Origin of the sequence: Pseudoalteromonas lipolytica (assembly GCF_003515105.1) — a bacterium.
Taxonomy (GTDB): Bacteria; Pseudomonadota; Gammaproteobacteria; order Enterobacterales; family Alteromonadaceae; genus Pseudoalteromonas; species Pseudoalteromonas lipolytica.
Genome location: NZ_CP032090.1, coordinates 2,259,509 through 2,274,208, shown reverse-complemented (window position 1 = coordinate 2,274,208; position 14,700 = coordinate 2,259,509). Strand labels below are relative to the sequence as shown.

Here is a 14,700-nt window from a genome sequence, read left to right as displayed (position 1 = left end):
TACATCAGGTAAAAAAACTCGGCGAATATTACCTGCTCAGAGAGCATATTGCCACTTTATGACCAATTTATGTCAGCTTATTTTTACAACATACTGATCTAAAAATACAAAATTGTAACCAAGATAATACACGTTTTAAAAATTATCTTTCCACGCCCTGAGACTAGCAAAACGTTGCCAAGGTTCATTTAAGTTAAAATTAATTTTTAGCGTGTCGGGTAACTGGTCAGTTATGTGGGGCAAATGACTGCGTAAAAATGGATTTAGCTGTTTTTCAGTGGCAATGGTGGTGGGCAGACTGATGTCATCATTTGCTCTTAATGTGTCTATTTTATCACTGTACCTCAATAATGCTTCATTTGTTGGCTCAACCGCCTTAGCGAACGCTAAGTTGGCTTGCGTATATTCGTGGGTACAGTAGATTTTACAGTCATCAGGCAGCGATTTAAGTTTACATAACGAATGCCACATTTGTTCTGCACTGCCTTCAAATAAGCGGCCACAACCAGCACTAAAGAGTGTATCGCCCGTAAAGCTCAATTCATCATTAACATAACAAATGTGATCCAAAGTGTGGCCAGGTGTAGCAAGCACTGTAAATGTGCGCTCATAAACCGTGACTTTGTCTGCTTCTGAAAGCGGGTGATTAATCCCTTTAAACGGACTGTGTCTTGGCCCGTAAACGGGAATGTCACGGTTGGTTTTGAGCAATGGCTCAACACCATCAGTGTGATCATAATGGTGGTGTGTAATTAAGATACCTGCCAAGGTGAGGTTATGCTCATCAAGATACCGGTTGACGGGGTCTGCTTGGCCTGGATCAACGATCCAAGCGCTTTGTTGGTCATTATTTACAATGCACCAGATATAATTATCAGAAAAGGCTTTAATTGCTTTAACTTGCACCATGTTTAATTGCTCTATAAAGTGACAGTTAAGATACAGTATAACGAGCTCAGAAAATGAAACCAGCCCTTAGTTTTCAAGAAGGTCCTAAGCCGTACTCGTGGCAGCAGTTCCCTCATGGGGACTATTTGCGTGCTGAAATTGAAAGAAAGTTAACACCTTGGTTGCCACGCATGTTTGGTTACCACATGCTTAAATTAGGTAATTTAAGTGGCGAGCTTGCTACGAGTGAGAGCCCCATTAAGCATCAGGTTTGTGTTGCTGAGCCGGGCTTATTTACCGGTGTTATTGCCGATGTTGATGAACTGCCTTTTTATGAGCACAGTGTCGATGCGTGTATTTTATCTCATTGCTTAGAGTACCATTCTGACCCGCATCATATATTGCGAGAAGCACACCGTACGCTGATCCCAGGTGGATACATTGTTATAAGCGGTTTTAATCCATTTAGTTTATGTGGCTTGGCTCAATTGTTGCCGTTTAGCCGTCAAAAGCTGCCTTGGACGGGGCGCTTTTTTACCCCTTCACGCGTGAAAGACTGGCTGAATTTATTAGGGTTCGAAATTATTTCTGATGAGCGATTTATCCATTCGTCGCTTGCACGAGGTAATCGATTATCGCGATTTGCTGCATGGCGTCGCTTCGGTAAACATTACTTAAAGCCTATGGGCAGTGTCTATTTACTCGTGGCACGCAAGCGAGTAGCACCACTGACGCCAATTAAACCTAAATGGCACGCAAGACCTCAATTTTCACCTGTAAAAGGCGCAGGTCTTCGCCAAACATCAAAGCAGCACTGTGAGCGGGATAGCTAAATAGTGCTGTTTGTCATCGCTTTTAAGCGGGTACTGGCCAGCGCGAATATTTAATTGAATCGACGGATGCAACAATTTTGGCACTGCTAACGTTGCATCTCGGCTTTCACGTATTGCAATAAAACTCTGTTTATCACCTTTTAAATGCTCGTTTTGCTCTCGCTGTTCTTTAACCGTTGTTTTGTACGCGAGTGCTCGGCCGTCGGGTTGATAGTCGTGACACATCCAAAGCAGGGTATCATCCGGCAGTGATAAAATACGTTGTAAAGAATCATATAGCTCAGCCGCACTGCCGCCTGGAAAATCACAACGTGCTGTGCCGCTGTCTGGCATAAAGAAAGTGTCGCCAACAAATACATTGCCATTTATGTGATAACACACGCTATCAGGGGTGTGACCGGGGGTGGCAATCACATCGACTGTAAATTCCCCTAACTGAAACTGTGCTTTATCAGCGAATAGTTGCTCAAAGGGTTCGCCATTACATGGCATATCAATATTATAAAGCTTACTGAAATGTGCTTGTACGTGAACAATACCTTCACCGGTGCCCAGTTTACATGGGTGAGCGTGTTGCAGTTGCTGTTTAATATAGCTTGATGCGGTAATGTGATCTGCATGAGCATGTGTTTCGAGCAACCACTGTAATGAAAGTTTATGCTGCTTTATGTAGGCGATAATTTCATTGGCAGTGCTAAAACTTAATTCACCACTTGGCATATCAAAATCAGCTGGTGCATCAATAAGTAGGCAGTGTTTGCTGTGTTCACACCATACTAGATAGCACAAAGTTGCGCTTTGTTGATGAAAAAAAGAATGAATGCGCAGAGCCATAATGAGTCCTTAATTATTGTTATAGCTAAATCTTATAACATATAACAAAAACTTTAAATGCTCTGCGTTAATTTTTAACTTGCTTCGTCGTAACCGGTGTCTTCAAGTAGGGCATTGCCACCTGCTGCTTCACGGGCAAGGTCATCAACGAGTTCATTGTATTTATTCCCGCTGTGACCTTTTACCCAACGCCACTCAATGGTGTGTCGTTGGCAAGCTGCATCAAGGCGTTTCCACAAGTCGACATTTTTGACGGGTTTTTTGGCTGCGGTTTTCCAGCCTCGTTTTTTCCAGTTTTCAACCCATGACTCAATACCTTGTTTGACATATTGGCTGTCGGTGGTAAGGATAATATGGCAGGGGCGGGTTAATGTTTCGAGTGCAACAATGGCTGCGAGCATTTCCATCCGATTATTTGTAGTAAGGGTATATCCTTGGCTTAATTGCTTCTCATGACCGTTATACCGCATTACTGCGCCATAACCTCCTGGCCCCGGATTACCTAAACATGACCCATCGGTGTAAATCTCTACGGTTTTTTGCACTGTTTTACCTTGATATTATGTACAATAAAGTGATTATAGAAAGATACCAGAGTCAGGCTTAAGACGATATGGCACATAGACAAATAGTTTTAGATACAGAAACCACGGGTATTGACCCAAAGCAAGGCCATCGGATTATTGAAATCGGGTGTGTAGAGCTTGTAAATCGCCGCCTTACTGGCAACAATTTTCACGTGTATATAAATCCACAGCGTGACATTGAAGAAGAAGCCATCGATGTTCACGGTATTACTAATGAGTTTTTACGTGATAAACCGTTGTATCACCAAATAGCGCATGAATTTCTTGAGTACATAAAAGGCGCAGAACTTGTCATCCACAACGCGGCGTTCGATATCGGCCATATGGATAATGAGTTTGCGCTGTTGAATCAGGGCTATCCGAATACTGAAGATGTCTGTCAAGTTCTTGATACCTTGAAGATGGCGCGTGATTTGCATCCTGGTCAAAAGAATAACCTTGATGCGTTATGTCGTCGTTATGATATTGATAACTCAAAGCGAACCTTACACGGCGCATTACTGGATTCCGAGATTTTAGCCGACGTTTACCTCGCCATGACAGGTGGGCAAGTTAAGCTAAATTTAAATCAGAATAAAGATGAAGGTTCAGAGCAACAAATGGGTGGTATTCGACGCGTGAGCGCTGATAGAGCGCCACTGGTTGTATTAAAGGCCACAGAGCAAGAGCATGCCGCTCATGAAGAGCGTTTAGACTTGGTCGCAAAAGGCGGTCAATGCTTATGGCGTGCAGAATAAGGTAATAAAATGAGAAAACAGCTTCTAGCAGGATTAGTGTGTGTATTGCCCTTGATGGGACTTGCCACTGAGCAAGATAAAATAACCCCGTTACAGCGTGACGGGATTCAAAATGAAATTCCTCTACTAGATAACCGTTTTCGCATTGATCACAAAGTTGATAAAATTACGTTATTATTTTTCCGTAAACGCGGTGCACCCGCCGTGGTGCTTGTACGCCCAGATGGCAGCAAGTACTACGCGACTGACTCGGTGAAGAACGCCAATTTAGACTGGCATGATGAACTAAGCTACGATTTGATCACCATCACAGACCCGATGCCTGGCCCTTGGCAAGTCGTTGGCAGTATTTTGCCAGACAGTCGAGTAATGGTATTAGGCGAAATTGAATTACGTGTAGACCCTCTCCCTCCCATGTTGTTTCGTGGCGAAACCATTAAATTAACAGGCCGAGTACTCAATGATGGTAAGCCAATTGAGGTGGGGCAATTTCGAGATGTCATAAGTCTACATGTTGATTTTGTAAGTACCAATAACAGTGACTTCGCTAATTTTGGAGCGGGCACACAAAGTGTTACCGATTTTAAAGATGATGGTCGTGGATTTGATGAGCGCCCCCTTGATGGTGTGTTTACCGGGGAGTTTAAATTAGTCTTCCCAGCAGGGGAGTGGCAACCAGAGTTATATATAGAAACACCTATATTAAAACGCACTGTAGTACAAAAGCCGATTGTTGTTCATGAGCCTCCTTTTAGCTATGACATGGCATTAGCAAAGCAAGATACCGATGAGCATACCTTAACGATTACTTTAAACCCTGAAATCGTCAAACCAGAAACAGTGCTTATTCAAGGTAAAATCTATTACCCCAATAATGAAGAGCAAATGTTTTCAATTGATGCTGATAAATCTCAAACCAGAGAATTAGCAATCAAAAATTATGATTGGGGTCGATACAGTGTCGAGCTATCGGTGTTTGGTAGCAATATAAATGACCGTGAATTTATGGCGACGCTGCCGACGTATAAATTTGAAATTGAACGACCCATTGAGATTGTACCTGAAATTGTTCGTCCAGAAGTCGATTTAGCAGCGCAAGCTGAGCAGCAAAGAATCCTAGAAGAAGAAAAAAAAGCATCCACTGTGCTAATGGTGACACTTATTGTTGTTGGAAATTTAATCGTTCTTCTATTAGGGTGGTTAGCCATTCGTATTTTTGTGCAAAAGAAACCACTTAAATTCAAATTATCGTTACCGTTTTTAAAGAAAAAAAGCTCATCTGAAAATGTTGAGCAAGCAACGAATGAAAATGAAGTTGGCAAAAATGGTTCAAAAAATGACAAATCAGGTGAAATTTTAAACCTTTCGATGTCAGATGACTAAAAAACCTGTAAAAATACAAAAAAGCCCTTGACGAACCAGAGGGTGATTCGTATTATTCACGCCGCTGTCAGGGGAGACTCAGTCAGCAACGAAATTGTGGAGTGGTAGTTCAGTTGGTTAGAATACCGGCCTGTCACGCCGGGGGTCGCGGGTTCGAGTCCCGTCCACTCCGCCAATTTTCGACAATTTGTAAGTACGCGCTGGAGTGGTAGTTCAGTTGGTTAGAATACCGGCCTGTCACGCCGGGGGTCGCGGGTTCGAGTCCCGTCCACTCCGCCAATACTTACACAACTAATGGTTGTAAAACATTTTCCTTCGCGGAGTGGTAGTTCAGTTGGTTAGAATACCGGCCTGTCACGCCGGGGGTCGCGGGTTCGAGTCCCGTCCACTCCGCCAATAGGAAAAAATAAATAGCATTAGATACTGCGGAGTGGTAGTTCAGTTGGTTAGAATACCGGCCTGTCACGCCGGGGGTCGCGGGTTCGAGTCCCGTCCACTCCGCCACTATTTAACAGCTATTTAATTACAAAATTTGTATCGCGGAGTGGTAGTTCAGTTGGTTAGAATACCGGCCTGTCACGCCGGGGGTCGCGGGTTCGAGTCCCGTCCACTCCGCCAACAAATTAAGTAATAACAATGATATCTCTGCGGAGTGGTAGTTCAGTTGGTTAGAATACCGGCCTGTCACGCCGGGGGTCGCGGGTTCGAGTCCCGTCCACTCCGCCACTTGATATCATGAACAAATTTAGTGCATTACCCCATGCACATACCACTGCGGAGTGGTAGTTCAGTTGGTTAGAATACCGGCCTGTCACGCCGGGGGTCGCGGGTTCGAGTCCCGTCCACTCCGCCATTTGTTTTCCTCAAACAAATGATTGATTTTAAAAAACACCCCTTTATTCTGATAATCTCGTATCTCGTATCTCGTATCTCGTATCTCGTATCTCGTATCTCGTATCTCGTATCTCGTATCTCGTATCTCGTATCTCGTATCTCGTATCTCGTATCTCGTATCTTTCCAATTAACTTGCTAATATTCTTCACTATTCATATTTATTCAGCTTCTTATTTCTGCATGAATAGCAAAGAATGACCGCTCCACAATAGAAAAGGACATGCGTTATGAGTACATTCGGATCACAACTAAAACACTATCGTAGTGAGCTTAAACTAAACCAACCAGAATTTGCTGAGCAAGTAGGGATAGAGCAAAGTTACTTATCAAAACTTGAAAACGATAAGTCAGTGCCTTCTAATGACACATTTCGCTCTATATTAGCCGCACTCAATTTAACCATTTGTGATTTTATGCAGCCATTAAAACACTCAGTAGATAAAGCTCGGCTGATTAATGTGCCTGATATTGAAGCTTGGTATAAGCAACAAACTAACAAACAATTTATTAAACAGCGTTCACTGATTTATAGCGCCATACTGATTAGTGCTTTAGGTTGTGCGCTATTTTATTTAGGCCATCAAGAAAAGTTATTTAACACAGAATTTTATGAGTACAAATCATACGGTGTAGTGAAAGATAATGAGCCGGATGGTATTTTTTATGATTGGCGGACACTACTCGTAGATAAAAGCGGGGAAAATATAGATGCAAAACATCGCGAAATGACTAACAGACGTGATTTTAAATTTATTATTTCACCTGACTATAAAGGCACTTCGTTCGTCGAGTCAGGCGAACAGGGTAGGCGTTTATTTAGTGTAACTTCAAAAACACCTATTATTAAGTCGCATAAAGGCCATGTGTGGCTTGAGTTTGTTGGTATTTTATTGGTTGTGATAGGCGTAGGACTTATCACCTTTGAGAGCAAACTGACAAAACACTCGTAATTAGCAGTGAATCCTGACGCTTGTTAATTGGCGTCAGGGTTGTGTGGAATAAGGTGCGAAAATTGTTGCTGGTGGATTTGTTCATATAGCGTTGCTGCATAGCTTTGTGCGTCTTGCAGACGGCGAGTACTAATGTGCTTTCTTAAATCATTTAGGGCAGCGGTTGCAGGCTCGTAACCTTGGCTGCTGGCGAGACTCAACCAGACGGAACCATGGAAAACACTGTGCGGCACGCCTTGGCCTTTTATAAAAAACAGCCCCATGTAAAATTGTGCTCTATGATTACCTGCCATTGCAGCTAAACGCATCCACTTAGCAGCAAGTGGCGCTTGTTCGTTTTTAAGATAATACAAAGCTTTGTTTAGTGTTTTTTCAACTGATTGCGTACTTTTTTGTGGCTCATCCCCTGTATCAGGCTGCGTTATAAAGGCAAGTACGTTGTCAAGTTGTTGCTCTAAATCTAAGCCTACTGGCGATTTATCAGACATAGTTTAGTTATTTTCTTGAAATAAAAGACCTTATTAGTTTAGAACATTGCAAGGTAAATTGTCCTCTAATTATGAGAAAATATGATAAAATTAGCCAATTAATCTTAACTTAAAGTTCAACATGTTCGAAAGACTTTTCAAAATACGTGAAAACAACACGTCAGTCCGCCGTGAAACCATTGCGGGTATCACAACATTTATCACTATGGTTTATATTGTTTTCGTTAATCCAGCGATGCTAGCAGAAGCAGGTATGGACCAAGGTGCTGCGTTTGTAGCAACCTGTATTGCTGCGGCGATTGGGTGCTTTATTATGGGGTTGTGGGCAAATTACCCATTAGCGTTGGCTCCAGGCATGGGCTTAAATGCATTTTTCACCTATGGTGTCGTACTTGGTATGGGTTACAGTTGGCAAGCAGCGCTTGGTGCGGTGTTTATGTCGGGATGTATTTTTTTATGCTTGAGCTTATTTAAAGTCAGAGAATGGATTATCGACGCGATTCCTTTGGTTTTAAAGCGTGCTATCGCAACGGGTATTGGCGCTTTTTTAGCGCTAATCGCATTAAAAAATGCAGGGATAATCGTCGCAAGTCCTGCCACACTGGTGCAATTAGGTGATATTACTGCGCCTGGCCCTTTATTGGCTATCTTAAGCTTCTTTGTGATTGCTGCGCTATTGTATCGTGATATGAAAAGTGGGGTGTTGATCAGCATCTTGTTAGTGACGGGCATCGCATTAGGTTTAGATCTTGTTGAATACAAAGGCATTGTTTCTATGCCACCTTCAATTGCGCCTACGTTTATGCAATTAGATTTTGCAGCCGCACTAGAAATTTCGATGTTGACGGTTATTTTTGCGTTTCTCTTTGTAGATCTATTTGATACGTCAGGCACGCTTGTCGCTGTAACACAAAAAGCGGGCCTTGCTGATGAACAAGGTAAAATGCCACGTTTAGGCCGAGCGCTGAGTGCGGACAGTACTGCCACGATTGCAGGCTCTATGCTAGGAACGTCGACAACCACATCATACATTGAGTCAGTGGCCGGTGTATCTGTAGGTGGGCGTACAGGTTTAACGGCGGTAGTCGTGGGAATTTGCTTTTTGCTTATGATGTTCTTTGCACCGCTTGCCAGTATGATCCCAGCCTACGCAACAGCAGGCGCGATATTGTACGTGGCCGTCTTAATGATGCAAAATTTAAAGCTGGTTAATTGGGATGACATGACAGATGCAATTCCTGTAAGCGTAGTGCTATTAATGACCCCGCTAACGTTTTCAATTGCGCATGGTATTGCACTGGGTTTTATTGCGTATACTGCGGTTAAATTAGTGTGTGGTAAAAAAGATGAAATCAGTGTGAGTGTATGGGTACTAACTGCGCTATTTATTATTAAATTCGCGTTTTTATCGTAATGAATGCAGACCAAAGAAAAAGTGAATTACCACTTTTTCTTTGGGGCAAATAACACATCTAAATCGTCTTGCTCTTGCTCTGCTTTTTTCTTTCTTGATGTTGCGTTCGACGCCTTTAGCTCCGTGCTGATAGCTTCTAAGTAATTTTCGATTTCCTGCTTTTTAGTATTTATGTAGTCATCGCTGTAGCTTACAGAAGCAAGTGTGGCTAACGCTTTTTCAAAGTACTGACGTGCTGAGCCAACCATGTTTGCTGCACGCGCTGAAATACCGCGCTTAATTTGGCTTTCAACATTGATTCTTAATTGCAACTTTTCTAAACGCTTATCCTCGGCCACAAATACCTGACTATCTACTTTGCCTTTACCATGTTCAGAGCGCAGTAATGCACGTAACTTTTTGATACTTTGGATCAGCGAAATTAATTGTTTGTCATTATCGGGTAATACAAGTGCATCAGAATTATTAGAGTCAATTGGCAAGGTCAAGCGCTGCTTAGCTTCGTTTAAGCGACTTTTTAGTTCTTTTGAGTTAGGTGATAGCTGCACCATGCTCGCTAATGCATCATAAACACGGCGCTGAATAATACGTAAAATATTTTCAGACATCGGAATGTTTGTACTATTGAGCAGTACTTCTTCTGCTTCTTCGATGATTTTTTTCTGTTTTGTTAGTTCTTTGCGACGCTCTGACTCTTGTTTTTCTTTATGTTGTTGCACCGCGCTTACCCACAGTGCAATGACAATCAAGGCAACAATGAGCATAATGATGATAGAAACAATCATAGCTAAATCTCAGTTTTCACTATCTAATTTTTTTATCTTACATTAAAAATATTACATCTGGATAGTTTTGCGCATACTTATGTGCAATAAACTATCAATCAACCATTCTTTTTTATTAGGGTCGTGTTAAGCAAGCATGTTTATTGAGTATTTTATGAATAAACATCGCTACCGAGTCACAGTTGAATGTGGTAGCCTTAGAAAGAATCGCGATAAAAGTAAAAAATGACAGTGCGATGAAATATCACTTGGCATTGCGCTTAGCAGCCTTTATAAATAAAGAATAACAACGTTTACAATGCAGCCATGAAACTACAACAACTCAGATATATAGTCGAAGTCCAAAATCATAAACTCAATGTCTCTGCGACAGCTGAAAGTTTATTTACATCTCAACCAGGGATCTCAAAACAAGTTCGTATGCTAGAAGACGAATTGGGTGTTCAGATCTTTGGCCGTAGTGGTAAGCATTTGACACATGTAACCAGTGCTGGCAATGAAATCATTAATATTTCACGAGAAATCTTGTCGAAAGTTGAAGGTATCAAAGCCGTCGCAAATGAACATACTTTGCCAGATCAAGGTAAATTGAACATTGCAACCACGCACACACAAGCCCGTTATGCGCTGCCAAATGTCATTCAGGGGTTCATGAAAAAATACCCCGCGGTGTCACTGCATATGCATCAAGGCACGCCGCAGCAAATTTCTGATGCGGCAGCACGTGGTGATGCTGACTTCGCTATCGCGACCGAAGCATTACACTTATATTCTGACCTTGTCATGCTGCCTTGTTATCACTGGAATCGCAGTATTGTGGTTGCAAAAACACACCCGTTGGCGAAAAAAGCAGATAACCTGACTGTTGCCGATGTCGCGAAGTATCCGTTAATTACCTATGTGTTTGGCTTCACAGGTCGCTCTGAACTTGATAAAGCCTTTAGTGCACATGGGCTCGAACCGCATATTGTGTTTACAGCCACGGATGCCGATGTTATTAAAACCTATGTGCGTCTTGGCCTTGGGGTTGGCGTGGTAGCGTCGATGGCAATTGATCAAGTGACAGACAACGATTTAGTGTGTATTGACGCAAGTCATTTATTTGAAGCGAGTACCACTAAGATTGGCTTTAGAAAAGGCAGCTTTTTGCGTAGTTACATGTACGACTTCATTGAGCGCTTTGCCCCTCATTTAACAAAAGAATTGGTTGAACGCGCCAGTTTACTGCGTAATCAAGAAGACGTAGATAAGCTGTTTGAAAATATTGAATTGCCAATCAAGTAGTGAAGTTATTAAATTAAAAGCCGCTTAAAAGCGGCTTTTTTGATAATGGGCATGTGTCATACCATATATGGTATTAATTAACACTCAATGATATTAACCGCTAAACCGCCGCGTGCGGTTTCTTTGTATTTAGTTTTCATATCATTACCTGTGTCGAGCATGGTTTTGATGACTTTATCGAGCGTTACTTTTTGTTCACCAGAACCGCGCATAGCTAAACGAGAGGCGTTAATCGCTTTAATCGCCCCCATAGCATTGCGTTCAATACACGGAACTTGTACAAGACCGCCTACGGGGTCACAAGTTAAACCTAGGTTGTGCTCCATGCCAATTTCAGCGGCATTTTCTACTTGTACTACGTTACCACCCATTATTTCGGTCAGGGCGCCGGCAGCCATAGAGCAAGCAACCCCGACTTCACCTTGACAGCCAACCTCTGCGCCAGAAATTGACGCATTCTTTTTATATAAAATACCAATTGCAGCCGCTGTTAATAAATAACGTGTCGCAATATCACGGTCTACTTCTTTGATGAAGGTGTTGTAATACATTAGAACCGCAGGAAGAATACCGGCAGCACCATTTGTTGGCGCAGTGACCACACGGCCACCCGCTGCGTTTTCTTCGTTTACTGCAAGCGCAAATAAATCAACCCAGTCCATAGCACGCAGCGGATCATTGTTTACTTCAATGTTTAGTTTAAGGTGTAAGCTGGGGGCACGACGTTTAACTTTTAAGCCTCCAGGGAGGATACCTTCGGTACGCATACCACGCTCTATACAGGCTTTCATTACTTGCCAGATATTAAAAAGGGTGTCTTTTATCTCATTTTCGCTGCGCAACGTTTTCTCATTATGCATCATTAATGTCGATACACTAAAACCTGATTCGCGACATAACTCTAGCAATTCTTTGGCTGTATTAAAGGGGTAGGGTGCTGGATTTTCTTCACGAACATCAAGGGCTTTTTGTTTTTCATTTTCAAACTCTTCATCTGTAACAATAAAGCCACCACCAATAGAGTAGTACACTTTACTAAAGAGCTTTTCGCCATTTTGACTTGCTATGATTTCCATCGCATTTGAATGCTTAGGCAAGGTTTTTCTACGATGAAAAACAATCGCACCTTGTTTAGGGAATTTCGCTTTGTGGCTCTGATTTAAGTAGATAACTTGTTCTTTTTCGATTTTAGCTAATATGTCATCAACTAAGTCAGCATCGATTGTTTCAGGGTCGTAACCTGCTAAGCCTAAAATAACGGCTTTGCCAGAACCGTGGCCGATACCTGTTTGGCCAAGCGAGCCAAATAGCTCAACTTTTACATCGGTTACCTGAGACAATAAGTTCTTTTCTTCTAGCTCATTTACAAATAAACGTGAAGCGCGCATTGGACCAACAGTGTGAGATGATGATGGGCCAATACCAATACTAAACATATCGAATGCACTGATCATAATTTGCTACTCATTTTTTATTAAATACGGCGTATTTTCTGCCTTTGAACGGTGTCACATAATAACGTGTATGTGAGCGTGTGTAACCCTAAAAGCATGAAAATTAAACTGGTAGGGCGAGTTGTTTTATAAAGTTATTAATAATACTGGCTGTTGCTCCCCATAGAAGACCATGCGGTGTCATTAAGCCTTTTAAAACGAATGTTTTACCGTTTCGTTGAAAGCTTAGCGGTTGCCAGTTTCTGTGATCGCTTAAATGTGAAATAGGCAGTAAAAAGCTCACTTCGACTTCGCTGGGATCTGCCTGCCAACCGGTTCCTGCAGCAAGGCTGCATACATAGGGGGCAATCGTAAACCCTGTTAATGTTGAGTACTGATGAAGTTGCCCATGCACTGTAACATTATGTGCAGCAATATTAAGCTCCTCATGAAGTTCCCGCAGTGCCGTGTGCATTAATGACTCATCCTGCATCTCGAACTTACCACCCGGTAAACAGATCTCCCCTGGATGGTGAAGTAAATGACGAGGACGCTTACACAATATTAAATGTGCGTCGTTTTCAACATCGATGAGCGGTAACATCACCGCACTGGCACGCTTATCCGCATTAATGTGAATTTGCTGTGCAGGCTCAGTGGCCATACTTAAGCTGAAGCGGGTGATTAATTGCTGGCTATTCAAGGTTATTACTTTAGTAAAGGCAATATTTTATTTACTTTATCGTATGTTTCTTGGTACTCCAAGTCGACCTGTGAATCTGCGACAATACCGCCTCCGGCCCAGCAGTATATCGTGCCCTGATGGCACACTAAGGTACGTATGGTGATACTCGTGTCCATATTACCGCAGGCACTTAAGTAACCAATTGAACCACAGTATACGCTTCGGCGATGTGGCTCGAGCTCTTCTATTATTTCCATGGCACGAATTTTAGGTGCGCCTGTGATAGAGCCCCCAGGAAATGCAGCGTGTATTTGATCTACAGCATCTTTACCGTGCGCTAATTCGGCTCGAACAGTGCTGACTAAGTGGTGCACCGCTGGGAAGCTTTCAATGGCAAATAAGGCGGGAACAGTAACCGAGCCCGGTTTTGCCACTTTGCCTAAGTCGTTACGTAATAAATCAACAATCATGACATTTTCGGCACGGTCTTTTTCTGACTGTTGTAGGCGCAGTGCTTGTGCCTCATCATCGGCGTGTTTGGCTAAACGTGGTAGTGTGCCTTTAATTGGCTTGGTTTCAATTTTTCCTTGGTTTATGGCAATAAAACGCTCTGGAGAAATCGATAAAATGGCGCCGTCTGGGTGGTTTATATAACTCGAAAAAGGTGCTTTGTTGGCGTCTCTTAAGGTGCGATATGCATGCCATGTTGAGCCTGAAAACTCAGCGCTAAAACGCTGTGCTAGATTAATTTGATAACAGTCGCCACTTTTTAAGTAGGCTTGAATTTGTTCAAACTTTTCAGTGTAGCTGGCTTTTGTCATGTTCGACTGCCAATCACTATTGAGAGTGAACGGTACAGAACCTGTGGGTGTTTGAGATAAAAAGTGTTGATATTGAGCTAAACGATTATGGTGTCGCTGAGCAACATAAAACCAGCTTTGCTGCTGTTTATCGAAAATCAGTGCATCAGGATATAAACCCAGTGCCATTTGTGGCATCGCAATATCATTGTCGGCATGCGATGGCATGGTTTCTATTACACGACCAAAATCGTATCCAAAGTAGCCCAGCCAGCCCCCCGTAAAAGGAAGCCCGTTTGGATTGGCTGTATTATCAAAATCATTAAGTGCTGATTTCATTAGCGTGAAGCAATCACGGGATTGCGCTTCGCCATTTAAAAAGCATTGGTTGTTGCTAACTTCTAATGTGTTTAGTGGTTCAATGGCAATGATATCAAAACGACTGTTTACATGATTACTATTTGCTGAATCAAGTAAGACGGCATAGGGCAAATGAGCAAAATGAGTAAAGAGTGAGATACAATCATCGGTTAAATCTAATTTTATGCACAAATTTTCATCGTTTATCATTTACATTGCCTTGAATAACTAGCCCGAAACGGGCGAGGAGGTTATCATAAGTTAAATTTGATTGGCAGCGTTATGATTTCCTTTATAGTGATGCCATGACTAACCCGTAGAGTAAATCTTCGTCACCGGTTTAC

Annotated in this window: 14 protein-coding genes and 7 tRNA genes; 13 read left to right on the top strand and 8 right to left on the bottom strand. The window is 42.3% G+C overall.

Translation table 11 applies throughout. The features are described from left to right. Window positions 1-135 precede the first annotated feature (135 nt). Window positions 136-909, bottom strand: coding sequence for a hydroxyacylglutathione hydrolase (gene gloB / locus D0907_RS10320; RefSeq protein WP_118844427.1), 774 nt, complete (start codon window positions 907-909; stop codon window positions 136-138). 53 nt (window positions 910-962) lie between these two features. On the opposite strand from gloB, the gene D0907_RS10315 reads away from it, so the two are divergent. Beyond that, complete coding sequence (locus D0907_RS10315) at window positions 963-1,721, top strand: class I SAM-dependent methyltransferase (protein ID WP_036967464.1); 759 nt, start codon at window positions 963-965, stop codon at window positions 1,719-1,721. Here the strand turns inward: D0907_RS10315 and D0907_RS10310 are convergent. Beyond that, a complete protein-coding gene (locus tag D0907_RS10310) occupies window positions 1,692-2,555 on the bottom strand; it encodes an MBL fold metallo-hydrolase (RefSeq protein ID WP_118844426.1) in 864 nt (287 codons plus the stop codon). The two genes, D0907_RS10315 and D0907_RS10310, sit on opposite strands and share 30 nt — an antisense overlap. 74 nt (window positions 2,556-2,629) lie before the next feature. Beyond that, a complete protein-coding gene (gene rnhA / locus D0907_RS10305) occupies window positions 2,630-3,100 on the bottom strand; it encodes a ribonuclease HI (protein WP_118844425.1) in 471 nt (156 codons plus the stop codon). Window positions 3,101-3,168: 68 nt separating this feature from the next. Here rnhA and dnaQ point away from each other — a divergent pair, with 68 nt between their 5' ends. From dnaQ to D0907_RS10255, 10 genes are all read left to right on the top strand, one after another. Continuing rightward, window positions 3,169-3,879, top strand: a complete 711-nt coding sequence (gene dnaQ, locus D0907_RS10300) for a DNA polymerase III subunit epsilon (RefSeq protein ID WP_036967470.1) — start codon at window positions 3,169-3,171, stop codon at window positions 3,877-3,879. A 9-nt stretch (window positions 3,880-3,888) separates the two neighbouring features. Then, window positions 3,889-5,262, top strand: coding sequence for a TIGR03503 family protein (locus tag D0907_RS10295; RefSeq protein WP_083422914.1), 1,374 nt, complete (start codon window positions 3,889-3,891; stop codon window positions 5,260-5,262). 98 nt (window positions 5,263-5,360) lie between these two features. After that, window positions 5,361-5,437 (top strand) — tRNA-Asp (locus D0907_RS10290). Between the two features lie 27 nt (window positions 5,438-5,464). Then, window positions 5,465-5,541: transfer RNA gene (locus tag D0907_RS10285), tRNA-Asp, on the top strand. Window positions 5,542-5,581: 40 nt separating this feature from the next. After that, window positions 5,582-5,658: transfer RNA gene (locus D0907_RS10280), tRNA-Asp, on the top strand. A 31-nt stretch (window positions 5,659-5,689) separates the two neighbouring features. Beyond that, a tRNA-Asp gene (locus D0907_RS10275) sits at window positions 5,690-5,766 on the top strand. A gap of 37 nt (window positions 5,767-5,803) precedes the next feature. Then, window positions 5,804-5,880 (top strand) — tRNA-Asp (locus D0907_RS10270). 31 nt (window positions 5,881-5,911) lie between these two features. Continuing rightward, window positions 5,912-5,988 (top strand) — tRNA-Asp (locus D0907_RS10265). Between the two features lie 50 nt (window positions 5,989-6,038). Continuing rightward, window positions 6,039-6,115, top strand: a tRNA-Asp gene (locus tag D0907_RS10260). 269 nt (window positions 6,116-6,384) lie between these two features. Further along, on the top strand, window positions 6,385-7,107 hold the full coding sequence (locus tag D0907_RS10255) for a helix-turn-helix domain-containing protein (protein ID WP_118844424.1): 723 nt from the start codon (window positions 6,385-6,387) through the stop codon (window positions 7,105-7,107). Window positions 7,108-7,130: 23 nt separating this feature from the next. Here the strand turns inward: D0907_RS10255 and D0907_RS10250 are convergent, their stop codons facing one another. Further along, window positions 7,131-7,595 carry an SEL1-like repeat protein gene (locus D0907_RS10250; protein WP_036967474.1) on the bottom strand — a complete coding sequence of 155 codons (465 nt, stop codon included), beginning with the start codon at window positions 7,593-7,595 and terminating at the stop codon, window positions 7,131-7,133. A gap of 121 nt (window positions 7,596-7,716) precedes the next feature. On the opposite strand from D0907_RS10250, the gene D0907_RS10245 reads away from it, so the two are divergent. Next, entirely contained in the window at window positions 7,717-9,009 is a 1,293-nt protein-coding gene (locus tag D0907_RS10245) for an NCS2 family permease (protein ID WP_065978728.1), read from the top strand. 26 nt (window positions 9,010-9,035) lie between these two features. On the opposite strand, the gene D0907_RS10240 is transcribed toward D0907_RS10245, so the two are convergent. After that, window positions 9,036-9,794, bottom strand: a complete 759-nt coding sequence (locus D0907_RS10240; protein WP_065978727.1) for a hypothetical protein — start codon at window positions 9,792-9,794, stop codon at window positions 9,036-9,038. A gap of 306 nt (window positions 9,795-10,100) precedes the next feature. On the opposite strand from D0907_RS10240, the gene cysB reads away from it, so the two are divergent. After that, window positions 10,101-11,078 carry an HTH-type transcriptional regulator CysB gene (cysB, locus tag D0907_RS10235; protein ID WP_036967477.1) on the top strand — a complete coding sequence of 326 codons (978 nt, stop codon included), beginning with the start codon at window positions 10,101-10,103 and terminating at the stop codon, window positions 11,076-11,078. 77 nt (window positions 11,079-11,155) lie between these two features. Here the strand turns inward: cysB and D0907_RS10230 are convergent, their stop codons facing one another. The 3 genes from D0907_RS10230 to pabB form a co-directional block, all read right to left on the bottom strand. Next, a complete protein-coding gene (locus D0907_RS10230) occupies window positions 11,156-12,532 on the bottom strand; it encodes an L-serine ammonia-lyase (protein ID WP_036967478.1) in 1,377 nt (458 codons plus the stop codon). A 103-nt stretch (window positions 12,533-12,635) separates the two neighbouring features. Next, on the bottom strand, window positions 12,636-13,214 hold the full coding sequence (locus D0907_RS10225) for an NUDIX hydrolase (protein ID WP_074989271.1): 579 nt from the start codon (window positions 13,212-13,214) through the stop codon (window positions 12,636-12,638). Between the two features lie 5 nt (window positions 13,215-13,219). Then, window positions 13,220-14,566, bottom strand: coding sequence for an aminodeoxychorismate synthase component I (gene pabB / locus D0907_RS10220; protein ID WP_118844423.1), 1,347 nt, complete (start codon window positions 14,564-14,566; stop codon window positions 13,220-13,222). Window positions 14,567-14,700 lie beyond the last annotated feature (134 nt).